The sequence below is a fragment of the Carboxylicivirga fragile genome (assembly GCF_050589805.1).
Lineage (GTDB): Bacteria > Bacteroidota > Bacteroidia > Bacteroidales > Marinilabiliaceae > Carboxylicivirga > Carboxylicivirga fragile.
Genome location: NZ_JBNGOY010000044.1, coordinates 18,492 through 40,125, shown reverse-complemented (window position 1 = coordinate 40,125; position 21,634 = coordinate 18,492). Strand labels below are relative to the sequence as shown.

General features: G+C 37.2%; 22 protein-coding genes. 11 read left to right on the top strand and 11 right to left on the bottom strand.

Annotation, left to right across the window (positions count from 1 at the left end; genetic code table 11):
• The first annotated feature begins 41 nt into the window (after nt 1-41).
• The 6 genes from queA to ACRD7B_RS17420 all read left to right on the top strand — a co-directional run bounded on the left by queA (nt 42) and on the right by ACRD7B_RS17420 (nt 6,271).
• Nucleotides 42-1,091: a tRNA preQ1(34) S-adenosylmethionine ribosyltransferase-isomerase QueA gene (gene queA / locus ACRD7B_RS17445; protein ID WP_430825896.1), complete on the top strand. Its 1,050-nt coding sequence runs from the start codon at nt 42-44 to the stop codon at nt 1,089-1,091.
• Nucleotides 1,092-1,207: 116 nt separating this feature from the next.
• On the top strand, nt 1,208-2,017 hold the full coding sequence (locus ACRD7B_RS17440) for a universal stress protein (RefSeq protein ID WP_430825895.1): 810 nt from the start codon (nt 1,208-1,210) through the stop codon (nt 2,015-2,017).
• 75 nt (nt 2,018-2,092) lie between these two features.
• Nucleotides 2,093-3,127, top strand: coding sequence for an ATP-dependent 6-phosphofructokinase (locus ACRD7B_RS17435; RefSeq protein WP_430825894.1), 1,035 nt, complete (start codon nt 2,093-2,095; stop codon nt 3,125-3,127).
• An 89-nt stretch (nt 3,128-3,216) separates the two neighbouring features.
• Entirely contained in the window at nt 3,217-3,921 is a 705-nt protein-coding gene (locus ACRD7B_RS17430; RefSeq protein ID WP_430825892.1) for a phosphoadenylyl-sulfate reductase, read from the top strand.
• Between the two features lie 82 nt (nt 3,922-4,003).
• Nucleotides 4,004-4,912: a lysylphosphatidylglycerol synthase transmembrane domain-containing protein gene (locus ACRD7B_RS17425; RefSeq protein ID WP_430825890.1), complete on the top strand. Its 909-nt coding sequence runs from the start codon at nt 4,004-4,006 to the stop codon at nt 4,910-4,912.
• A 75-nt stretch (nt 4,913-4,987) separates the two neighbouring features.
• Complete coding sequence (locus ACRD7B_RS17420; RefSeq protein ID WP_430825888.1) at nt 4,988-6,271, top strand: NAD(P)/FAD-dependent oxidoreductase; 1,284 nt, start codon at nt 4,988-4,990, stop codon at nt 6,269-6,271.
• Here the strand turns inward: ACRD7B_RS17420 and ACRD7B_RS17415 are convergent.
• From ACRD7B_RS17415 to ACRD7B_RS17400, 4 genes are all read right to left on the bottom strand, one after another.
• The gene (locus ACRD7B_RS17415) at nt 6,268-6,783 is read right to left on the bottom strand and encodes a hypothetical protein (protein ID WP_430825887.1); all 516 of its coding nucleotides are present in this window, start codon (nt 6,781-6,783) and stop codon (nt 6,268-6,270) included. The two genes, ACRD7B_RS17420 and ACRD7B_RS17415, sit on opposite strands and share 4 nt — an antisense overlap.
• Before the next feature lie 240 nt (nt 6,784-7,023).
• Nucleotides 7,024-8,049, bottom strand: coding sequence for a type IX secretion system protein PorQ (porQ, locus tag ACRD7B_RS17410; protein WP_430825886.1), 1,026 nt, complete (start codon nt 8,047-8,049; stop codon nt 7,024-7,026).
• Nucleotides 8,050-8,114: 65 nt separating this feature from the next.
• Entirely contained in the window at nt 8,115-8,606 is a 492-nt protein-coding gene (locus tag ACRD7B_RS17405) for a YkgJ family cysteine cluster protein (protein ID WP_430825885.1), read from the bottom strand.
• Nucleotides 8,596-9,486: a DMT family transporter gene (locus ACRD7B_RS17400; protein ID WP_430825909.1), complete on the bottom strand. Its 891-nt coding sequence runs from the start codon at nt 9,484-9,486 to the stop codon at nt 8,596-8,598. The genes ACRD7B_RS17405 and ACRD7B_RS17400 overlap by 11 nt, the downstream gene beginning before the upstream one ends.
• Nucleotides 9,487-9,610: 124 nt before the next feature.
• On the opposite strand from ACRD7B_RS17400, the gene ACRD7B_RS17395 reads away from it, so the two are divergent.
• The 4 genes from ACRD7B_RS17395 to ACRD7B_RS17380 all read left to right on the top strand — a co-directional run bounded on the left by ACRD7B_RS17395 (nt 9,611) and on the right by ACRD7B_RS17380 (nt 14,138).
• A complete protein-coding gene (locus ACRD7B_RS17395) occupies nt 9,611-11,206 on the top strand; it encodes a M14 family metallopeptidase (RefSeq protein ID WP_430825884.1) in 1,596 nt (531 codons plus the stop codon).
• Between the two features lie 210 nt (nt 11,207-11,416).
• Nucleotides 11,417-11,860: a deoxycytidylate deaminase gene (locus tag ACRD7B_RS17390; protein WP_430825883.1), complete on the top strand. Its 444-nt coding sequence runs from the start codon at nt 11,417-11,419 to the stop codon at nt 11,858-11,860.
• 10 nt (nt 11,861-11,870) lie between these two features.
• Nucleotides 11,871-13,475, top strand: a complete 1,605-nt coding sequence (locus tag ACRD7B_RS17385) for a S41 family peptidase (RefSeq protein ID WP_430825882.1) — start codon at nt 11,871-11,873, stop codon at nt 13,473-13,475.
• 408 nt (nt 13,476-13,883) lie between these two features.
• Entirely contained in the window at nt 13,884-14,138 is a 255-nt protein-coding gene (locus ACRD7B_RS17380) for a DUF4834 family protein (protein ID WP_430825881.1), read from the top strand.
• A 15-nt stretch (nt 14,139-14,153) separates the two neighbouring features.
• Here the strand turns inward: ACRD7B_RS17380 and ACRD7B_RS17375 are convergent, their stop codons facing one another.
• The 6 genes from ACRD7B_RS17375 to ACRD7B_RS17350 form a co-directional block, all read right to left on the bottom strand.
• Complete coding sequence (locus ACRD7B_RS17375; RefSeq protein ID WP_430825880.1) at nt 14,154-15,398, bottom strand: DEAD/DEAH box helicase; 1,245 nt, start codon at nt 15,396-15,398, stop codon at nt 14,154-14,156.
• Between the two features lie 44 nt (nt 15,399-15,442).
• Nucleotides 15,443-16,525, bottom strand: a complete 1,083-nt coding sequence (gene modC, locus ACRD7B_RS17370) for a molybdenum ABC transporter ATP-binding protein (protein ID WP_430825879.1) — start codon at nt 16,523-16,525, stop codon at nt 15,443-15,445.
• A 1-nt stretch (nt 16,526) separates the two neighbouring features.
• Nucleotides 16,527-17,234, bottom strand: a complete 708-nt coding sequence (gene modB, locus ACRD7B_RS17365; protein ID WP_430825878.1) for a molybdate ABC transporter permease subunit — start codon at nt 17,232-17,234, stop codon at nt 16,527-16,529.
• Nucleotides 17,235-17,326: 92 nt separating this feature from the next.
• Nucleotides 17,327-17,776: a hypothetical protein gene (locus ACRD7B_RS17360; protein WP_430825877.1), complete on the bottom strand. Its 450-nt coding sequence runs from the start codon at nt 17,774-17,776 to the stop codon at nt 17,327-17,329.
• 93 nt (nt 17,777-17,869) lie between these two features.
• Complete coding sequence (gene modA, locus ACRD7B_RS17355; protein WP_430825876.1) at nt 17,870-18,640, bottom strand: molybdate ABC transporter substrate-binding protein; 771 nt, start codon at nt 18,638-18,640, stop codon at nt 17,870-17,872.
• 16 nt (nt 18,641-18,656) lie between these two features.
• Nucleotides 18,657-19,265, bottom strand: a complete 609-nt coding sequence (locus tag ACRD7B_RS17350; protein ID WP_430825875.1) for a hypothetical protein — start codon at nt 19,263-19,265, stop codon at nt 18,657-18,659.
• A gap of 196 nt (nt 19,266-19,461) precedes the next feature.
• Between ACRD7B_RS17350 and ACRD7B_RS17345 the strand changes: the two genes are divergently transcribed.
• On the top strand, nt 19,462-20,175 hold the full coding sequence (locus ACRD7B_RS17345; RefSeq protein WP_430825874.1) for a hypothetical protein: 714 nt from the start codon (nt 19,462-19,464) through the stop codon (nt 20,173-20,175).
• 6 nt (nt 20,176-20,181) lie between these two features.
• Here the strand turns inward: ACRD7B_RS17345 and ACRD7B_RS17340 are convergent, their stop codons facing one another.
• Complete coding sequence (locus ACRD7B_RS17340) at nt 20,182-21,633, bottom strand: DUF5723 family protein (protein WP_430825873.1); 1,452 nt, start codon at nt 21,631-21,633, stop codon at nt 20,182-20,184.
• Between the last annotated feature and the right edge of the window lies 1 nt (nt 21,634).

The following is a 21,634-nucleotide window of genomic DNA, read 5'->3' as shown; positions in this document are numbered from 1 at the left end:
TTGTCTGTAAATAATTCACTAATAGGGATAAATAATACTTTATGAAGTTATCAAAATTTAAATATAATCTTCCCGAAGATTTAATTGCATTACACCCAGCTCCGAATAGAGATGAATCGCGTTTGATGGTGTTAGATCGTAAGAAAAAAACGATTGAGCACAAGGTATTTAAAGATGTTATCGATTATTTCGATAATGAGGATGTGATGGTTTTTAATAACACAAAAGTATTCCCGGCTCGCTTATATGGAAATAAGGAGAAAACAGGTGCTGAGATCGAAGTGTTTTTGCTTCGCGAATTAAATCAGGATCAACGTTTATGGGATGTTTTAGTGGATCCTGCTCGTAAGATTCGTATTGGTAATAAATTGTATTTTGGTGAGGATGATATGTTGGTTGCTGAGGTAATTGACAATACAACATCACGTGGACGTACTTTACGTTTTCTTTACGATGGCTCATATGACGAATTTAAGAAGATGTTATATGGATTAGGTGAAACACCGCTTCCAAAGCAAATTAATCGTGAAGTAACGCCTGAAGATCGTGAGCGTTACCAAACAATTTATGCTAAACATGAAGGAGCTGTTGCTGCACCAACTGCAGGAATGCACTTTAGTCGCGAATTAATGAAGCGTCTGGAAATTAAAGGAACTGATTTTGCTGAAGTTACTTTACATGTTGGATTAGGTAACTTCCGTCAGGTAGATGTTGAGGATTTGACCAAGCATAAAATGGATTCAGAGCAGATCTTTATAACTGAAGATGCAACAAAAATCATCAATGCTGGAAAAGACAAGAAGAAACGTGTTTGTGCTGTTGGTACTACAGTTATGCGTACTTTGGAAAGCTCGGTTTCAACATACGGTCATGTTAAACCTTTTGAAGGGTGGACAAATAAATTCTTATTCCCACCATATGAGTTTCAAGTTGCCAATAGCATGATTACTAACTTCCACTTGCCGCTATCTACCTTAATGATGATGGCTGCTGGTTTTGGTGGTTATGATTTTATTATGGAGGCATACGATGTTGCTGTTAAGGAAAAATATAGATTCGGAACTTACGGAGATGCCATGTTAATCATCTAATAAGTACTGAAATATCACAAAATAGAAAGCCAGCTTCTCAGAAGCTGGCTTTTCTATTTTTAATAAGCTTCTTTTTTTTGTAACTTGGTTTACCTAAGTAATAGAATTCAGCGAAGATGGTACAGATATTGGTTCCAATAGATTTTTCAACAAGCGCCATGCATGCTTTGGAGTATGCATTAAAGTTGGGCGAAAAAATGCCATCCAATATTTGTTTGATTCATTGTTTATCTGATTTGGTTGAAGAAACAAACGCAATTTTATCGAATAAGCAAGTAGAGGTGGAGCTTCAGAAAATCAAAACAGATTTAACTCAAAAGCATCCATCACAAAAGGTAACTGTTCGAATTGAGCAGGGTTATCCTGAGGATATTCTGGTAGGGATCAGCAAACGCGATGAGCCTGATGTAATTGTAATGGGAACGAAGAGTAAAGAGGAAACAATTAAAGAGCTTTTGGGCAGTGTCACAAGCGATGTCATTAAAAAGGCACGTGTTCCTGTTTTAGCCGTTCCTCATAAATCATCAGTAAATTTAGATCGTCTTAACCGCATTTTATTTGTTACGGATTTTGGAGAATCGGATTACCGATCGTTACATAAATTGGTTCGTTTGGTTTCTCCATTCGAAACACAAATACATGCGGTTCATTTCACTACTTCAATGCCCGATAAATGGGATAAAAAGCGAATTGAGCAAATGCAGGCGTATTGTGAAAAGACCTATCGGAATCACACGATGGATTTTGAGTTTATTACAGGTTCAGATTTCTTACACGCATTGGATGTTTATATGGCCAATAAAAGCATTGATATGATTGCAATGACTCGTCATAAGCGAAATATGATTTCAAAGATTTTTCATTCCAGTATTACGCGTAAGTTGTTGTTTCATACTGAGGTGCCACTTTTGGTGTTTCATGAGTAGCCCAAGGGGGCAAATATTCATTGAGAATTTTGTTGTAAAAAGAGTATTTTCGAATGATTATAAAAACCGAATACTATGGGAAAAGATAAAAAAAGGATTGGAATCCTTACAGCTGGAGGCGATTGCCCTGGTATTAATGCGGCCATTCGAGGCGTTGGTAAAACAGCTATAGTGAAGTATGGAATGGAAGTGGTTGGCATTGCCAATGGTTTCAGTGGGTTGGTCGATATGGAAGTGCACCCAATGGAAGAAAAGGAGCTTTCAGGTATCATAACCGTTGGGGGAACCATACTAGGAACTTCAAGATTTAAACCATTTAAACCAGATGCAGGTCACGCTATTACAGATAAGCCACAAATAATCAAGCAGAATTACGAAAAACTTGGTCTTGATGCATTGGTATGCATTGGTGGTAATGGTACTCAAAAAACGGCTAATTTACTATCAAAAGAAGGTTTGAATGTGATTGGTATTCCTAAAACCATAGATAATGATGTTTGGGGTACAGATGTGACTTTTGGTTTTGATTCGGCTGTAGATATAGCTACCGAAGCCATTGACCGCCTGCATACAACGGCTAACTCGCACAAACGAGTTATGGTTATTGAGTTGATGGGGCATCATGCTGGTTGGATTACTTTGTATTCGGGCATTGCAGCTGGTGGCGATGTAATTCTATTACCTGAGTTAGAATATGATTTAGAGAAGGTTGCAGAATGTCTTTTGGAGAGAAGTAGAGTGGGTAAACCATATTCAATTGTGGTAGTGGCTGAGGGAATTGAGAGACCTAAAAAGAAATCAGCGGCAAGCTATATTGGAAAGAAAATTGAAAAGATGACTGGTATGGAAACGCGTGAAACCATACTTGGTTATATACAACGAGGTGGTACACCAAGTGCACAAGATAGAATATTAGCAACTCGCTATGGAGCGCATGCAGCCGATTTAATTCATCGTGGTGAATTTGGCACAATGGTTTCACTTAAGAACGATACCATTACTTCGGTTCCGCTTGAAGAAGTAGGAGGTAAATTACGTTTATTAAAGCCTGATCATTATTTAATTGAACAAGGACGTAGTATGGGTGTTTGTTTTGGAGGTAAGTTGTAAATTCGATGAAATGAAAATATTTTGAACCACCTTCAATTGTTTGGAGGTGGTTTTTATATGTTATCTTTGCAATCAAATTATTCGTAAACATGAAGATTGAAGAAATTAAAGAGCTGAATGAGCAGTTTCGTTCTGCCAGCGCACAAGAGATACTTAAGTATTTTGCTGAACGTTTTGGTGATAAAATTGGCTTGGCTTCTAGTTTAGGTGCCGAAGATCAGGTATTAACCGAAATGCTTGTTGCAATCAACCCCGAGATAGAAATATTCACCTTAGATACAGGTCGTTTATTTCCTGAAACCTACGATTTAATTGATAGAACCTCTCGTAAGTATAAAAAGAACCTGAAGATCTATTTTCCAAAGAAAAAGAAGGTTCAGAAAATGGTGAATGCCAAAGGGATTAACCTGTTTTTCGAAAGTGTTGAGAACCGAAAAGAGTGCTGTAATAATCGCAAAATAGAACCATTAAAAAGGGCTTTTAATGGTCTTGACGTGTGGATTTGTGGTTTGCGAGCTGGCCAGTCGGTAACTCGAACTGACATTAATGTCGTTGAATGGGATGGCAATAATAATTTGATAAAGATTAATCCGTTAGCTAGTTGGACAGAAGAGCAGGTTTGGGATTACATCAAAGAAAAAGGAATTCCTTATAATACGCTTCACGACAAAGGGTTTCCAAGCATTGGATGCCAACCTTGTACACGCGCCATTGAAGAAGGTGAAGATGTGAGAGCTGGAAGATGGTGGTGGGAAAGTCCTGATACCAAAGAATGTGGATTACATAAACGTTAAACACGTTTCTAAATATTTTTTTGAGAACCATGCAGGTCATTTGTTGCAAGCATGGTTCTTTTTATGATTCGATTTAGAATAAATGGCTGAGCAAAAGCAATTAATTAAAGTTTTGAAGTTAGGGCTAAAGATAGCATTCTCGGCTGCTGCTATTTATTATATCGTTTCTCAGCTCGACATGCAGCAGGTTGGTAGTTCCATTGCTACGGTTAAGCCCATATATGTTTTTATTGCCATGTTGTTGTATGGCGTTTCTCAGTTGGCTAGTGCCTATCGTTTAAATACTCTGTTTAAGTCTCTACCCTTAAAAATTGCCTACAAAGCCAATATTAAACTTTATTGGTTAGGCATGTTTTATAACTTTTTCCTACCTGGGGGTGTTGGGGGCGATGGCTATAAGGTTTACTATTTAAGAAAGAAGTACAAGCTAGCGGTTAAGGAATTGATAGGCGTGGTATTGGCCGATCGTGTGAGTGGATTGTCAATCATCCTGGTATATATTTTTGGACTGGTTTATTTTATTGAATATGATCTGCCTTATAAAGGGTGGTTTTTTCTACTAATTCCTTTTGTGAGTGTCGGCTATTATTTGTTTTTATGGTTGTTCAATCGTAAAATGACCAAGGCTTTTTTGCCGGTTTCATTATGGTCCTTGCTGGTTCAAGGCATTCAGATGTTGGCTGTAATGTGTTTGCTAATGGGTATGGGAGCTCAGGTTGATGGTTATTGGGATGATTATATGTTCTTGTTCTTTTTATCAACAATCGCATCAGCAGTTCCTATTACATTGGGAGGAATTGGAGCTCGTGAATTTACATTTATGCAAGGGGCGATCTACCTTAGCATAAACAAAGAACAGGCCGTAGCCATTAGTGTTTTGTTTTATCTCAACTCTTTAATATGCTCACTGCCGGGTATTTATTATGCCATCCGAACCAATCGTATTTTCGCAGACGAGGAGGTAGATGCTGAGAATACTGATACGGTTTAATTTTAATTAGATAATTTTTTCTTCAATTAACAAACTTTCCTTTTGTTTGGCTGTTCTTCTTGCAAAATATTTCTCATGAAGAATAGCTTTAATCTACCTCAGAATAAGAAAAAACGAGTTGTTATAATTGGTGCTGGTTTTGCTGGTTTAAAATTGGCTCGTAAGCTCATAAATTCACCTTTTCAGGTTGTGGTGATGGACAAGCAGAATTTTCATCAGTTTCAACCATTGTTTTACCAGGTGGCTACCTCCGGCATTGAACCAAGCTCCATTTCTTTTCCTGTCCGTAAAATATTTCAGAAACATTCGAACCTGCATTTTAGGCAGACGGAATTATTAAATATTGATCATGAACAGAAATATGTGATAACTAGCAATGGGCCGCTATCTTATGATTATTTGGTGATTGCAACAGGTGTTACAACTAATTACTTTGGATCCGATAATCTTGAAAAGTACGGTTTGCCAATGAAAACAACAGCGGAGGCTATTAATCTGCGCAACCGTATTCTGTCTTCCTTTGAAAAGGCTATTTTAACCGATGATGCGGACAAGCAAAGCAAGTTGATGTCTGTTGTAGTTGTTGGAGGTGGGCCTACCGGAGTAGAGTTATCAGGTGCCATTGCTGAAATGCGACGTTATGTATTGCCAAAGGATTATCCGGAATTGGATTTTTCGCGCATGAAGATTTATCTGTACGAAGCAAGTGATCGTTTATTAAACGGTATGTCGGTTGAGGCTGGAAATAAGGCACTTTATTTTTTGAAAGAATTAGGGGTGGAAGTACATTTAAAAACACCTATTGTTGATTACAATGGCGATAAGGTTAGCTTGCCTGATAACAAAGTTAAATATGCGCGTAACCTTTTATGGACAGCTGGTGTTAAAGGGCGCTTCATTAATGGTATTCCAAATGAGTTTTGGATGCGATCAGGGCGTATAAAGGTTGATTCTTTTAATCAACTTGAAGGTTTGCATAATGTATATGCCATTGGAGATATTTCTTGCATAAGCGATGATACTGAATTTGAAAACGGGCATCCACAAGTGGCACAAGTGGCCATTCAGCAGGCGGATAACTTAGCACGGAATATTTTAAAAGGAAATAAGAAAAAATTTAAATATAAGGATAAGGGAAGTTTGGCTACCATTGGGCGAAATATGGCTGTAGCTGATTTACCAGGAGTGAAGTTTTCAGGCGTATTTGCTTGGTTTCTGTGGCTGTTTGTTCACTTAATGGCCATAGTTGGAGTCAAGAACCGATTTTTCATATTTGTTAATTGGGCACAAAGTTATTTCTCGCGCGATCAATCCTTGCGCGTATTAATTCAACCATATATTCGGAAAAAATCAGTTTAAAACTCAATGTCAGAGAATCCTGCTGTGATGTTTGTGAAGTTAGTTTCTGATTCTTTTACGATGGCCACTACCTGGTAATTGTCCATTTCGAGTGCTTTCTTCTTATTCGTTTTAAAATCAATTTTATGAATACCTATTCGTAAATAGCTTTCTAGGTAATTCTTTAGTTTTTCGCAATCCGAAAATTGCTGGATTTCACTTGCCTTACCATTCTTTATTGATGTTGGTAAACGAAAATTGAGCACCTTGGGAGCTTCTTTTTGCCGCTTACTTTGAAGTAGGTCAATGTTTTTTCTCAACTCACTGAGTTGATCAATTTTTTGCTTCTTAGCATCATCTGAGGCTGGCGGATTTTCATCAGGAATTAAGCCCTTTTTTACCATATAATCTTTGGCTATATAATTACGTGGTTCGGGTTTAGCTTCAGTATATGATAGAAAATTAAGTGAATCAAATAATTCTAAAACAAATTCCAGTTGTTCTTCGGGGATGTCAACATTAAATGTTTTCATGGCTATGACTGTTTTATTATTTACGAAATATAAAATGTTGGGTGTGCGCATTCCTTATTTATTCAGAAACACAGCTAAAGTATTCTATTTGTATAGAAAGAATACAATTGCCAATGCTCCCTTTGTAAGGTAACATGTATCACAAATTATTGTTTAGGGAAAAGGATATGGTATAAGTAAAGATAATTAATTTAAAGTAATTATGCTGCTTAATCAAACTTACTTGTTAATTAAGTTAAATTAATTCGACGATTTAAAGTTGCTCAAGCTGGTTGAAATGCTAAAGTGATTTGACGAACCTGCCAGATGATAACGAGCCGATCCGTATGAGAAGTGAAACTTGTACACCTTAAATCCAAAGCCCCATGAGAAACCAGCTGTTGACATTTTTTCTTTAATGCCCAACTCTTTTCTTCGTCGGTGATTGTATCCGGCATTTACATAGAAGTTTTTATGGGGCAGAAATTCGAGGCCAATAACCATGTGGCGCATTAGTTGATCAATGCTAGAATCGGTATTGCTTAACTCACTCACTTCATCTCCATTACCATCATAAACAGTGTACTTTGTTTTCCAATCTAATAAATCTTGAGCCGTTAGGCTTAAACGAAAAGGTGCATGAGCCAATTTCTTGGCAATACCTATTTGTAAATCGCGCGGCAATGGTTCGTAGGTATCGTTATAGGTGGTTATTTGCGAGCCAAGGTTTTTTAGTGTTATTCCTGCACTGAAAAGTTGATCACTTGATTTATACATGACACCTATGTCGGCTGCCAGTCCAAAGGAATTGTACTGTTCAAAATTTGAAATGATGGGCTTCAAGGCAATACCAGCTTGTAGTTTAGGTGATAGTACTTTGGCGTAGTTTAGGTGGATGGCATATTCTGCAGCACTAAAGGTACCCTGCAGGTTACCATTTTCATCGGCCCGATCAAAAGTGCCGTAATTAATGGTTTGAATACCAAGTGCGAATGATCCAATTTTATCATTGTGATGCGCATATGCTGCAAATGCAGTATTGATATCACTTACATATGGTACATAGTTTAAAGTGATTTGTCCGTTAAGAGCAGAGGATAAATTTGCTGGATTATTAAATACGAGGTTGATATCATCATCGGCCAAACCAACTTGATTACCTCCCAAAGCACCAACTCTTGCCGAATTTGTGACATTCAAGAATTCGTATGTAAAGTTTCCTGCCTGCTGCGCTCGAGTCGTTAACCCAAGTGATACTATAAAAAGCAAGCTTAATATTATTCTCATTCTCTCCATTTTCCTTTTGTAGAACGGCAAATTTATCAATTTAGTGTTAAAAGCTCATGTGTTTTTTATTCATATATAGGTTTTAAACCTTCCACTACATCAAAAACAGCCGGACAGATAAAAGTGTTTTGGTAGGTGAGTTTACTTATTTGAAAAAAACGTTTGCGATCTGTATGTGGATATTCACGACAAGCTCTTGGACGAGATTCATACACCATGCAATAATTATCAGGCATCAGAAATGGACACGGGCTTTCTCTAAAAACGTAGTCACCATCTTCATCCAGTCGCAAATAAGCTTCAATAACAGCCGATGGTTTCATACGCAGGTGCTTGCCTAAGCGATCAATGTCTCTGTCGATTACAATTGGACTTATTGATTTACAACAATTAGCACATTCCAGACAATCGGTATATTCAAATACTTGCTCGTGCAGTGCATGTGTTTCATCATCCAAGTCCTTGGGTTTTTTCTTTTTTAACTTAGCTAAGAAAGCCTTGTTTTCCTTTGCCTTATTTTGTGCATCGGCTCTTAGTTTGTCAGGATCAAACACCATTCTTTCTAATTTTTAATTGCGAGATAAAAACACCTCCCACAACAATAATAATTCCCACAATCTTTTGAACGTTTAATAATTCGCCCAGAATAAAATAAGCAAATATGGCGGTAAACACAGGTATGAGATTAACAAAAACATTGGCTTTGGTAATACCAATGATACGCATACCATAAGTAAAAAATATAAAGGCAAGTGATGATGCAAATATGGCTAATTGTACCACTGCCCAAATGGAAGTGCTTGTAATTGTAGTTGATATAAAATGCTCCCATTCATAGGTAAAAAATAAAGGAAGGAAAAAGAAAATGCCGATCATATTTTGATAGGTGATGATACTAACAGCATTGTATGATTTTGGTATTTTCTTTAAAACTACTGAATAGCCTAAAGCTGCAAATACTGCCAAAAAGACTAGCAAAATGCCGTAAAGCGGAGCCGTTAAATTAAAGCCATCTTCGAAAATAATAAAAAGTACACCGGCAAAAGAAATGACAATACCAGCAATATTCATTGCGCTAATTCTACTCTTAAAAAACAAGCGATCGGTAATTGGAGAAAATAATGGTATGGTTGAAACAATTACTGCACCAACGGTTGAGGAGACCACTTGCAAACCAAAACTCTCGCCCATGAAATATAAAAATGGTTCGAAGAAAGCCAATAAAACAAACCATTTGAAATCTTTTAAATGAAGCCTTTTAAGCTTCTTCATAAGCGTAAGAATTACAAAAAGTAAGACGGCGCTCAAGGTCAGGCGTAATACGACAATTGTAAGTGGATTGAATGATTCAAATGCCTGTTTGATCCACACAAATGAGAAAGCCCAGCATATCATCGACAACAGTAGGCTTAAAAATACTTTCACTTTTTCTGACATGGCGCAAAGGTAGCACATAGTCCTGTTTTGCAAAATGCCCACATGTTTTAATTTAAGCACATTCAGGTTTTGTCAACCATGCTATTTGGCTATATTTAGGTCATAATACTCAAAACCCATTTAAATGAGATATCTATTTATCGCTTCAATACTTATGCTTGGGCATATCAGTTGGAGCCAGAATAAAATGCTAAGCGTAGCCGAATCATCTGATTTTACCCGAACGGCTAATTACGATGAGGTGATTCAAGCTGTTGAATATTTGGATAATGGTTCGAATCTTATTAGAGTAGAAAATATTGCAACAACTGTTGAAGGACGTAAGGTTCCGATGATGATTGTTGCTAATCCAATGCCAAAGTCGATTGCCGATTTGAAGAACGATGAACGAATTGTTGTTTACATCCAAGCCAATATTCATGCTGGCGAAGTGGAGGGAAAAGAAGCGGCGCTAATGTTAGCACGCGATTTAATTAGCGACGCTAAAAAGGATTATTTGAAAGATGTTGTTGTTTTAATTTGCCCTAACCTTAATGCCGATGGCAATGAGAAGATGAGTACGAAGAATCGAACGCATCAAAATGGGCCTGCTTCGGTTGGGATTAGATATAACGGGCAGAATCTGGATTTAAATAGAGATGCATTGAAGTTGGAGTCACCCGAAATGCAAGGTGTTATAAAAAACATCCTTAATAAATGGGATCCTGCCATTACGCTTGATTGCCACACCACAAATGGTTCGTACCACGAAGAGCCCATTACTTTTACTTGGATTATGAATCCTAATGGTGATAGGCAGCTGATAAATTATATGCGTGATAAGATGATGCCTTGGGTGCACAATCAAATGTCGGATGAATACAATACACTTAATTGTTTCTATGGCGAATTTATTGATCGCTTGAATCCTGAGAAGGGTTGGATATCTTACGCTGCCGAACCGCGATACATGGTTAATTACATTGGTGTACGTAATCGCTTGGCTATTTTAAATGAGAATTACGTATATGCAGATTATAAATCTCGTGTCGTGGGTTGTTACAACCTCATGTGGTCTGTTTTAGATTACGCTGCAGATAATAAGAATGAAATTAAAACCCTATTGGCACAAGTAGATGAAAAAACAATCAATCGAAGTACTCAAGCCTTACCTGCGGATTCGTTTGCCATTAAATACGAAGGTAAACCAACACCAGAACCAGTAACTATTTTAGCTTTTGAGGCGGAATACACACATACCGAAAATGGATGGAAAAGATACCGTAAAACAGATCGTAAGATAAAAGTGACCGTTCCGTACATTGCCGATTATTTTGCTGAAGAGAGTATTAGTTTTCCTCAAGCTTATGTGTTTTCAACTAATATTGATGAAGTAAAAGTACTTCTTGATTTGCATGGTATTACCTATTCTTTTCTAGAAGAAGAGCAAAGTTTTGAGGTGGAGGAATTTGTGTTTAGTGAACTTAGTCCATCAAAGCGTTTGAATCAAGGGCATTACACCAATGTAATTGAGGGTGCTTTTGAAAGTAAGACCAAAACCTTTAAGAAGGGCAGCATTTATGTTCCAATGAATCAGAGATTAGCTAATCTTGCAGCCTATCTTCTTGAGGCACAATCAGACGATAGTTTGCTTAAATGGAACTTTTTTGACCGTTACATTGTTGCACAATGGGGAACAAGGTATTATCCTTATCCGGTTTATCGAATCACAAAGTTGTAAACCCTATTTTTAAAAGCACGAGTTGATTGTTTACTGTTAGCTAAGGTGTTTATTTTGAATTACAAAGCATTGGTTCCGTTTTTATAATATGCGAATGTTTGATAATCTGAAAATAAATCTAATGTCTATTATCTAAAATCTAAGCATCTCTAGAAATAGTCAACAAGCATATTTTGTTACATTTGTGCTTATCATGCTTAAAACAGTTGAATGAATAGTAAAAAAGACAATACTAAGCAGTTTCTGCTCGACCAACGTTATCTGGCAATGGCTAGAGTTTGGTCTCAAAACTCATATTGTAAACGTCGCCAGGTAGGTGCGCTAATCGTGCATAATAAAATGATTATTAGCGATGGTTATAATGGCACACCATCGGGTTTTGAAAATGAGTGTGAGGATTGTGAGAATAAAACGAAATCATACGTATTACATGCCGAGGCCAATGCAATAACAAAAGTGGCTCGATCAAATAATAGTTCTGATGGTGCAACGCTGTATGTAACAGCATCGCCTTGTATCGAATGTGCCAAGTTAATTATTCAGGCAGGCATTAAGCGTGTTGTATTTATCGAAAAGTACCATACCGAGGATGGCATACAACTATTAGATCGCGCCAACATTGAATTAGTACACATTGAAGAAGAATTAATATAAGGATTCAAGAATGAAGAATACTAAAAACCAAATATTAATGCCTGTAGTGTTTGCGCTATTGGTAGTGTTAGGAATTTTTATCGGACGTAATTTTATGCCAGCTCATTCGGGCAGTGGTAATCCACTTATGATTTATCCTCAAACCAATAAGTTGGATGCTTTGATGGATCATATTGTTGAGGAATATGTTGATACGGTAAATCGAGAAGAAATAGAGGAAGCCATTATTCCTGAGATATTGAAGAAACTTGATCCACATACGGTATATATTCCTGCCAAGGATTTAAATAAGGTTAACGAAGAGTTACAAGGTAATTTTGGCGGCATTGGGGTTCAGTTTAGTATGCAAGAGGATACTGTTCTGGTAATCAATGTTATTCCGGGAGGACCATCTGAGGAAGTTGGTTTATTGCCCGGCGATAGAATTGTTATGGTTGATGATTCAATTATTGCGGGTAAGAATATTGATACCAATGATGTAATGAAGAAGCTGCGTGGCGAAATGGGCACACAAGTTAAAGTGGGTGTTATTCGTCGTCCGTCGTTGGAGGTTGCTGATTTTACTATTACCCGAGGTATTATTCCTATTTACAGTGTTGATGTAGGCTATATGGTGGATGACGAAACGGGATACATTAAAGTTGATCGCTTTGCTCAAACAACCTATCAGGAATTTTTAACGGCTTTGGCTAAGTTAAAAGCTAATAATTGCCAGCAAGTAATTATTGATTTTAGAGGTAATTCGGGAGGTTTGTTGGATGTGGCAATTGCCTTATGTAATGAGTTTTTGGCAGCGAAGGAATTAATTGTATATACTGAGGGTAAAGCACAAGCTCGTCAGGATGTGTATTCAAATGGATCTGGTACTTGTCAGGATACAAAAGTTGTTGTTTTGGTTGATGAATTTTCAGCTTCGGCTAGTGAAATATTCGCTGGAGCCATACAAGATAATGATCGCGGAGTAGTGGTTGGGCGTCGTTCTTTTGGTAAAGGATTGGTGCAGCAGCAGATTCCATTACCAGATGGTTCAGCTTTACGTTTAACGGTTGCGCGTTATTACACACCAAGCGGCAGATGTATTCAAAAACCATACGAAAATGGGGTTGAAGATTATTACCACGATATTTATAACCGATTTGAGCAAGGTGAGTTCTTTAATCAGGACAGTGTTCACTTTGATGAATCGCTGCAATATAAAACCAAATCGGGAAAGATTGTGTATGGTGGCGGAGGCATCATGCCTGATGTCTTCGTACCTCGCGATACTTCTATGATAACAGATTACTTTGTTGACTTAAGAAGGAATGGTATTATTTATCGATTCGCGCTTAAATATGCCGATGACAATCGAAAAGAATTAGAGAATTTGCGCACGGCGAATGCCATTAAAGAGTATTTGGATGCCAAGAATGTAGTTGCTGACTTTTTGCTTTATGCAAAGGATAAAGGGGTTAAATTTGACAAGCAACAGTATGAGCAATCAAAGGAAATAATCGATACAGAACTAAAGGCTTATGTGGCTCGAAATTTAATAGATAATGAGGGTTTTTATCCAATCATTCACGAAATTGATGACACCTTTCAGAAAGCATTAGAAGAGGCTAAAAAACTATAGATTAAAATAATCGATACAAAAGCCTGTTGTACATCTTTGTACAACAGGCTTTTTGACTTTTATTTCTTACACTTGTGGTTATTGAAAAGTTAATTCGGGTAATAGGACTGAGGTTTTTGAAACAATTATTATTAGCACTGAGCTCAGTTTTAATAATGAAAACTGCCTAGTATACTGGCAACACGACCGCCGAAATGACAAAAAGAAGCGCAGTTGGACTGCCATTCCGTCTGTATCTGACCAACACGCAAGTGTTTCGATGGTGATGCAGTTTTAGCACGGTTATTGAGTAGCAAATACTACCATTTTGATTTTAAACGAGAATAATATGCACTTGTGTAAATGCAAATTTAAGAGCTCATTTCAAATTACGAGTGGTATATTCTATATTTGTAAAAAATAAATTTCATGAGAATCATATTATTCCTTGTCGGTTTCTACCTTATATCCAAGCTAATAAGGCATTATGTACTGCCCCTGTTATTAAAAAAGGGTGTTGAACGGATGCAACAAAAACAGCAAAATGCAAGTGCTAACTTTAAAGAAAAGGCAAAACAAGAAGAGGGTAAGGTAACGATTAAGCGTACTCAACAAGAATCAACCCCGAGTAACAAAGCTGATTTAAATGATGGTGAATATGTTGATTTTGAAGAGCTAAAGTAAGACGCAGCCAGATTATTATTTTTTCTTCTTTTTCTTCTTCTTTGGTTTGAAGTTTTGCTCATTTTGCTCGGCTTCCTTCATTAGATTTTTCCAATCCGTGCTTGTTTCGCTCGAAAAGTCAATGGTGTCGGCGTAGTCATCTGAACCTAAATCTACGACATCAATGCTGCCTCCCACATAAGTTTCAATTTGTGTAAGTAGCTCCTTTTCTTCATCGCTGCAAAATGAAATTGCGTAGCCTTTATTTTTGGCACGCCCTGTTCGTCCAACCCTATGCACATAGTTTTCAGGAACCTCAGGTATATCGTAATTAACAACGTATTCAACATTAGGGATGTCAATTCCGCGGGCGCTTACATCTGTAGCAATTAATACCTTTATTTTACCACTTTTAAAGCTCTCCATTGCCTCGCTTCTTTCTTTCTGGCTCTTATCACTATGAATGGTTACGCTTTCAATATCTACGCGCTCCATGGCCTTCTTTACTCTTTCGGCTCTTACCTTGGTACGTACAAATACTAATATTTTATTTTCGGGATGAGAATTTACAACGCGTTCTAAAAAGAAGCGTTTATCATCCATTTTTATAAACGCCAGCGAATGTTCTATGTTTTTAGCAACAGGATTCTTTGGCGAAATTTGAATGCGTATGGGGCGACGAACCAATGAATAGGCCAACTTCTTTATTTTTGCATCAATGGTTGCTGAAAAGAATAAGGTTTGTCGCTGTTTAGGCAGATATTTAATTAAATCTTCAATGTCCTTGATGAAACCTAAAGCTAACATATGATCCGCTTCATCTAATATCAGCATTTCAGCATTGTATATTTTCAAATGTCCCTGATTCACAAAATCAAAAACACGACCTGGAGTTGCAATTAATACATCCGTACCTTTTTTTAACTGTTCAATCTGAGTGTCTTGCTCTGTCCCTCCATATATTGCTGTGAATTTCAGCGAAGTATGTTTTCCTATTTGTTTGAATACATCGGTTATTTGAATAGCCAATTCGTGGGTTGGTACCATTACTATGCAACGAACACCATCGGCATGACTTCTCTTTTTTTTCTGAAGCATGTGTAAAACTGGTATCACAAATGCGGCAGATTTTCCTGTTCCGGTTTGGGCAATGGCCAACACATCCTCACCTTTTAGAATGGGAGGAATGGCTTTGAATTGAATATCTGTTGGGCGTTTATAGCCTAATTCGTCAATGCTACGCAGTATCTTGGCATTGATGCCAAACTCTTCAAACTTCATATAATGCTATTATTTCCGACAAAGATACGATTAAAAAATTGCTATTAACCTGCCACATCAATGGCAACTGATTTAAATAAGCACCAAACCAAACTTCCAACTTCAATGTTCATTCGTTTTTGTGATTCAGCTGTAATTTCAACCACCAGTTTAAATCCTACATCAACAATACACAAACTTGTGGATTCTCGCTTTATTATGTCCGTAATGTTTCCTTGTAACTGATTCTGAATGGTTATACCTTCTACCTTTTTTTCGGAAAGCGCAATGTCATCGGAACTAATAAATAGTTTTAGTTCTTCGCCAATTCCATATGTTAGTTTACTTTTTTCGCACTTTACGCGCACATCGCTCTCATCGCCATTGTTAGATAAAATCGTAAGTCCTTTCGCTGGGTCGATGGCTTTTACAGTCATCGTTATAGCATTCATTATGGCATCAGATGCAAATAGTTTTAATGAAGTTTCCTTTTTCAATAATTCATGGTAATCATCATGCCCAATACAATGGCCATTATTTATAAGGCATAAACGACTACTCAGTTTTAAAAGGTCGGGTAAATCGTGGCTAACAACCAGAATTGGAATATCGATGCTTTTGTGAATTTTTAAAAGAAAGGGAATAATCTGACTTCGCAAATGAATATCAACCGCTGAAAATGGTTCGTCGAGTAATAAAATATCCGGCGACGATAATAAAGCTCGTCCAAGCGCGGTTCGTTGCCGTTCGCCGCCAGAGATAGCACTTGGTTTTCGTTTAAGAAGAGACCTCAAATTAAGTAAGTCGACTACTGCATCGAAGCTCAGTTGCTTGGGCGAGTGCTTATTGAAACCGTAATTTAGGTTCTGCTCAATACTGAGGTGAGGAAACAGTCTTCCTTCTTGAAATACATAACCAATGCGTCGTTTTTCAACGGGTATATTGGTGTTGTTTTCTGCATTAAATACTTCATTACCATTGATATTGATAACTCCTTCTTGGGGTTTTATTAATCCGGAAATTGCTTTTAGAAGAGACGTTTTTCCAGCGCCGCTAGGACCATAAATACCTGTAATGCCAGCATCAAATTTTTCGTTGATGGCGAAGTTAAAATTACCTTGTTTTAATTTGAACTTAGTTTCTACCATCCTAATTAAATTTACGTGCCTTCATTCTACGTACCATCCATTCCGAAATTGCCATAACAATAAACGATAATACAACCGACACTAATACCAACCGAAGGGTTGTTCCTTCCTGACCAGGAACCTGCATGTTACTATAAATGGCCAAAGGAAGGGTTTGTGTTTCGCCTGCTATGTTGCCAGCAAAGGTTATGGTGGCACCAAACTCACCTAATGATCGGGCAAAGGCTAATACGGTTCCGGAGATTATGCCGGGCAAAGCTAAGGGAACGGTTATGCGGAAGAATGTTTTTAAACGATTAACACCCAATATGCGAGAGGCATCTTCAAGATCAGTATCCACCATTTCAATGGCTGTGCGTATGGAACGAACGATCAAGGGGAACGAAACGATGATAGAAGCAAGAACAGCCGCATAAAAACTGAAAGCTATTTTAATATTAAATGTGCTGTAAAGCCATTGACCAATCCAACCGTTAGTTCCGAACATTAGTAGTAGAAGATAGCCTGTGGTTACGGGAGGTAGCACCAAGGGCAGGTGCACTAGACTTTCGATAATTGATTTACCATAAAATGAACGACGAGCCATGATGTGAGCAAGCCACAAGGCAAAAGGAAGCGAGACAAGCGCACAGTAGAAAGCCACTTTTAAGGAAAGTAAAATGGCTTGAATTTCGGCGGTGTTAAAACTGAGTAATTCTATTCCCGTCATTGTTAAGCATCATTCTTTGAGTGAATCAATGCCAAAAGATAAGCATTCTTTAGGGCTTTAATTGTTGTATAATTCAAAAGCCTTTTTCTTTATTATTCAAATATAATCGGTAATTCTGTTTTTGGTATCTCAATTATACTATAAGGTTGACAAATTACTGTAGCCATAGATTGCTTTTCAATGGTTGAAATATATAAATGATTTTCTTTTTCTGTCACCTTATTGATGCCTACTTCATGACCGTACATTTTTATTTCTAAAAAAACAGCAATTATAGTATAGGAATCGAAATCTACGTTTTTTTTATTGAAATTCTCCGTAGCGTTATTATAAGAATCCATTTTTGTCATTAAACTTTTCCAATCGTTTTCATTTTGAATTACCATGTTCGATTGAGAAATTCCTTCTTCACCATTCCCGTATAATGCACTTTTGGCAATTTCTTCAAAAGAAATATCTTTTACTATAGGAATGTCATTCGCATCATTGCAACCTAAGGTAATAATTAAAATTATTATGAGGATTAATTGAGTCTGATTCATAACCTTGATCTTTAGTTGTATGATGGATAATAATAGAAGTGGTTGCGTTTAATTTGAGATTGTGAACTTCAAGAGAAGATATTAAAATATTATTCAGGGTTTTAAACCTTGTTCAACGTAAATGCTTTTTGCGGTTTCAGATTGAATAAACTCAATAAATGCCTTTGATGCTTTATTTTTATTTAATGATGAAGCTATGTATACAATGTTTTCATGCGAATGAGATGGGAAGGTACCTATAAGTTTTACTTTATCAGAATGTAAGGCATCGGAACGGTAAACGATGCCAAATGGTATTTCACCCATTTCAACCAACATCAATGTTGAACGCGCATTATTAGCAGTTATGATATTCTCTTCTATAACCTTTCTCCACCTAAAATGATTGATCGTCTGTTGTGCATATTGTCCCACCGGTACGTGTTTAGGATTACCAATCGCAATTCTACCCTTACCAATCAGAGTTTTGATGTTAAATGCCGAATCGATGGAAACTGGATCTATTTTTAAGCTCTTATGGCATATCAGCACCAACTTATTTTCTGCAAAGTCCACTTTTTTAGCTTGTTTCAGATAGCCAAGGCTGTCAAGGTAGTTTATCCAAAGCTCATTTGCAGATAAAAAAATATCAGCATTTGCGCCTTGTGAAATCTGCTGGGCCAGTGTTCCGCTGGAAGCAATATTTGTTTTAACAGTACATTCAAACTTGGTTTGAAAAGAATCAGACAATGCTTTAGTTACTTCGCCCAAACTGGCGGCAGCAAAAATCCGAAGCTCTAACTTGTCTTTATTTTTGGGCGTGCATCCACTGATTATAAATAAACAAGCGACCAGAATAATGCTGTACAGTTTTGTGGTTTTCATGCTTTTAGTGAAGATGTTAATTATTCATCAAAATCTGACTCCTGATGGTTTCAGCTATACTAAATAATTGTTCGAGCTTTTCATCTTCAAGTATCCATTCACCGGTAATGTATATTCCTAAATGTGGTTTGCCTTCCAATTCTTTAATGTAATCAAGACTCATGGCATTCAGTCCAGCTTTCATTCTTAAATCTAAACCAAATGCTTCGAGTATTTTTTCTTGAATTTTCTGGTTTTGAAATATTTTTAATCGACTATGGTCAGAGCATTCACTGATGATTGTTTTAGAGTCAAAAACCGAGTAACCGGTTTTAGCTCGTTTGTTTTTAGAAAAGATATTGATTTTATCCAACATATCTTTTTGTCGTATTACAATTTTATCTTTGGATGAAACAGGAAAGAAGACGCCACAATATATTTCTAGGTCACCAATTTTTTTAGGATCGTAATGGCAGACTAATAGGCTTGTATTATCTGCGTTGTTGGGTATGTGTAAAAGCCGCTGATGATGTCGAACGCGTGCCATAGCATTAGTAGGATAGGCTTGCACCGAACAATGAACACTTCGGTTGGTGCGATTGGCAAAACTTTTTAGTTTTTTGATTGAAGGATCTTCTGTTGTCATGGTGTAAGGATTAAAGTGTAATATAAAGTTAGGTATTTTTCTTAGTAATTACTCCTTTTATGGAGTAAGACGAATGAACCTTAACTTTTACTACATTTGAGTTATTAGTCTTTATTCAAAAGATGATTTTGAACCATGCTACTACCTTTCTTGTTTGATAGGTGAATTAATATAAATCTCAAAAACTCATTATTCAATGCGTACATTTTTAAAGCTTCAGATAATCGCACTCGTTCTTGTAGTCTCATCATGTCAGAATGCCCCTAAGAAAAATCAATCGAATGAACAATTACCTCTTGGAACTCACCGAGGTGAGGTAAGCGATGTAATACAAACAGCATCGTATACTTATTTATTGGTAGAAGAGAATGGCGCAGAGAATTGGATTGCTATTCCTCAGGAAGTTGTAAATAAAGGGGAAACAATATATTACGATGGCGGTTTAGAAATGAAAAATTTTGAAAGTAAGGCATTGGGCCGCGTTTTTGAAACGGTTTATTTTGTGCAATCTATCCGTTACGAAGCAGTTAAGCCTGTGCAAGAGGCCATTCAGGAAAAAATGAATAAACAATCTGCTGTTAGTAAAACGGATGTTTCAATTGACCAGCCAGAGGGTGCAGTAAGTGTTGCTCGTATTTTCGAGAATCAGAAAGATTTTGCCGATAAACGGGTAACTGTGAGAGGTAAAGTTGTGAAAGTAAATAATGGCATATTAGGTGTTAACTGGTTGCATATTCAAGATGGCAGCAACTACAATGGCGATTTTGACTTAACCGTAACTACGGATGAGTTATTCTCTGTTGGTGATGAAGTAACATTTATTGGTAAGCTAGGATTAAATAAGGATTTTGGTGCTGGTTATTCATACCCTGTAATTTTAGAAGAAGCCAAAAAAGTTAAAATGCAATAGCTAAACTTATCTTCGTCTTTTCTTTTTACGATCGCTCTTATATGGGCTAATGTAACATGGCAAGGCGGAGATACCATTTTTTGACTTGGGTTTCATTACACTCGGATCGCAAGCTGGAATAATACTAATGCCAATTCTTAAATTGGCATTTCTTGTGTTTGAAAGATTTGTAAAGGCTAATAAATTATCGCTTATGGCATGAATGTGAACTGCTCCCAATTTAGCGCCAATACCTGCACCAAAGTTCAAATAACTCCCGTTCATAACTGAATACGAAACCGAGCCGTTTAGCTTCTTATAGTTCATGGTATTGGCCGAAAGGGTTAAAGAGCTATGCGATTTGTTACGGTAAACCTCGTTACGAACAACAACGCCAGCATTTAGATGTTTATTAAGCGTATGTGTTGCTCCCAGATACACTTGTGGAACTAATCTTGAGATATAGGTCGACTGTGAAGGAATTGGCTCAAATTCGTCTTCGAAGCTATCTCGCAATTCTTCAAAATAATTGGGGTTGTTAAAATCACTCTCATCACCAGTACCCTTATAAAGAAATGAGCCACGTGACTCAAAGTTATGTACGTCTGTTTTCCATGAGATTAAACCTAAATCAAGCATACTGCCTGAAAGAGTAGTTTTCTCATTTAATTCGTAGATAAATCCAAAATCAATAGCAAACCCCAAATTGCGTCGATTCATCATGTAAGCCATCCAATCAACATTATCTTTTAAGGAAATACCAGATACATATCCCTCATCATCAGTTTCCACATCTATTGGAAATGAAGAATTTATTTTCGTGTCCAAATCACCATATATCTGAAAGTTTCGCTCATTGGTTCGAATGCTTCCTTCGGTTTTGGGCATGTAAACATTACCCTTTCCGAATAACAGTTTTGCTTTAATGCCAATCCGCATTCGATCACTGGTTCTGCTTGCAATACCAAGTGCGTATTCGCGGTAGTGATTACCGTTGCCTCTGATGCCTTTTAAAGAGGCCTCCTTTTTAAGAAAAGAGGAGTTGCCATACCATGCAAGCTTTGCTGCATCACTGTTAATGGTATTATAGCTAATTACTTTCTCGGTGATCGAAAATGTGAAATAGGATTGCTTTATCCAGCGACCAAAATAGATGGGTGTATAATGGGTTTCGGCTGCCACTAATTCCTGACCTTTCATTTGGTCAATGGCCTTGCTTGGGTTAAAATAGAGCGAATCGTTATTTGTGGCAAGTATGTCTTGCAGAGTAAAGGCAGTATTGCTATAATTGGCATGTATCGATGCTAAACCCGGAAATCCAATTACGGTTGGGCATTTGGCCGCTACTGCAGGATTAACAAAATTAGCCTGGGGCAAATCATGCATTAAAAACAAAGTGAGGTTCTGCTGCCCCAGCAATGGTAATGGTACCAGTGTTAAAATTAGTAGGATAAGCTGTTTGGAAAAGGTTTTGTTCATT

What these genes read in the sequence shown, in the direction of transcription:
- queA (WP_430825896.1), top strand. Translation starts at nt 42, where the DNA reads ATGAAGTTATCAAAATTTAAATATAATCTTCCCGAAGATTTAATTGCA.
- ACRD7B_RS17440 (WP_430825895.1), top strand. Translation starts at nt 1,208, where the DNA reads ATGGTACAGATATTGGTTCCAATAGATTTTTCAACAAGCGCCATGCAT.
- ACRD7B_RS17435 (WP_430825894.1), top strand. Translation starts at nt 2,093, where the DNA reads ATGGGAAAAGATAAAAAAAGGATTGGAATCCTTACAGCTGGAGGCGAT.
- ACRD7B_RS17430 (WP_430825892.1), top strand. Translation starts at nt 3,217, where the DNA reads ATGAAGATTGAAGAAATTAAAGAGCTGAATGAGCAGTTTCGTTCTGCC.
- ACRD7B_RS17425 (WP_430825890.1), top strand. Translation starts at nt 4,004, where the DNA reads ATGGCTGAGCAAAAGCAATTAATTAAAGTTTTGAAGTTAGGGCTAAAG.
- ACRD7B_RS17420 (WP_430825888.1), top strand. Translation starts at nt 4,988, where the DNA reads ATGAAGAATAGCTTTAATCTACCTCAGAATAAGAAAAAACGAGTTGTT.
- ACRD7B_RS17415 (WP_430825887.1), bottom strand. Translation starts at nt 6,783, where the DNA reads ATGAAAACATTTAATGTTGACATCCCCGAAGAACAACTGGAATTTGTT.
- porQ (WP_430825886.1), bottom strand. Translation starts at nt 8,049, where the DNA reads ATGAGAATAATATTAAGCTTGCTTTTTATAGTATCACTTGGGTTAACG.
- ACRD7B_RS17405 (WP_430825885.1), bottom strand. Translation starts at nt 8,606, where the DNA reads ATGGTGTTTGATCCTGACAAACTAAGAGCCGATGCACAAAATAAGGCA.
- ACRD7B_RS17400 (WP_430825909.1), bottom strand. Translation starts at nt 9,486, where the DNA reads ATGTCAGAAAAAGTGAAAGTATTTTTAAGCCTACTGTTGTCGATGATA.
- ACRD7B_RS17395 (WP_430825884.1), top strand. Translation starts at nt 9,611, where the DNA reads ATGAGATATCTATTTATCGCTTCAATACTTATGCTTGGGCATATCAGT.
- ACRD7B_RS17390 (WP_430825883.1), top strand. Translation starts at nt 11,417, where the DNA reads ATGAATAGTAAAAAAGACAATACTAAGCAGTTTCTGCTCGACCAACGT.
- ACRD7B_RS17385 (WP_430825882.1), top strand. Translation starts at nt 11,871, where the DNA reads ATGAAGAATACTAAAAACCAAATATTAATGCCTGTAGTGTTTGCGCTA.
- ACRD7B_RS17380 (WP_430825881.1), top strand. Translation starts at nt 13,884, where the DNA reads ATGAGAATCATATTATTCCTTGTCGGTTTCTACCTTATATCCAAGCTA.
- ACRD7B_RS17375 (WP_430825880.1), bottom strand. Translation starts at nt 15,398, where the DNA reads ATGAAGTTTGAAGAGTTTGGCATCAATGCCAAGATACTGCGTAGCATT.
- modC (WP_430825879.1), bottom strand. Translation starts at nt 16,525, where the DNA reads ATGGTAGAAACTAAGTTCAAATTAAAACAAGGTAATTTTAACTTCGCC.
- modB (WP_430825878.1), bottom strand. Translation starts at nt 17,234, where the DNA reads ATGACGGGAATAGAATTACTCAGTTTTAACACCGCCGAAATTCAAGCC.
- ACRD7B_RS17360 (WP_430825877.1), bottom strand. Translation starts at nt 17,776, where the DNA reads ATGAATCAGACTCAATTAATCCTCATAATAATTTTAATTATTACCTTA.
- modA (WP_430825876.1), bottom strand. Translation starts at nt 18,640, where the DNA reads ATGAAAACCACAAAACTGTACAGCATTATTCTGGTCGCTTGTTTATTT.
- ACRD7B_RS17350 (WP_430825875.1), bottom strand. Translation starts at nt 19,265, where the DNA reads ATGACAACAGAAGATCCTTCAATCAAAAAACTAAAAAGTTTTGCCAAT.
- ACRD7B_RS17345 (WP_430825874.1), top strand. Translation starts at nt 19,462, where the DNA reads ATGCGTACATTTTTAAAGCTTCAGATAATCGCACTCGTTCTTGTAGTC.
- ACRD7B_RS17340 (WP_430825873.1), bottom strand. Translation starts at nt 21,633, where the DNA reads ATGAACAAAACCTTTTCCAAACAGCTTATCCTACTAATTTTAACACTG.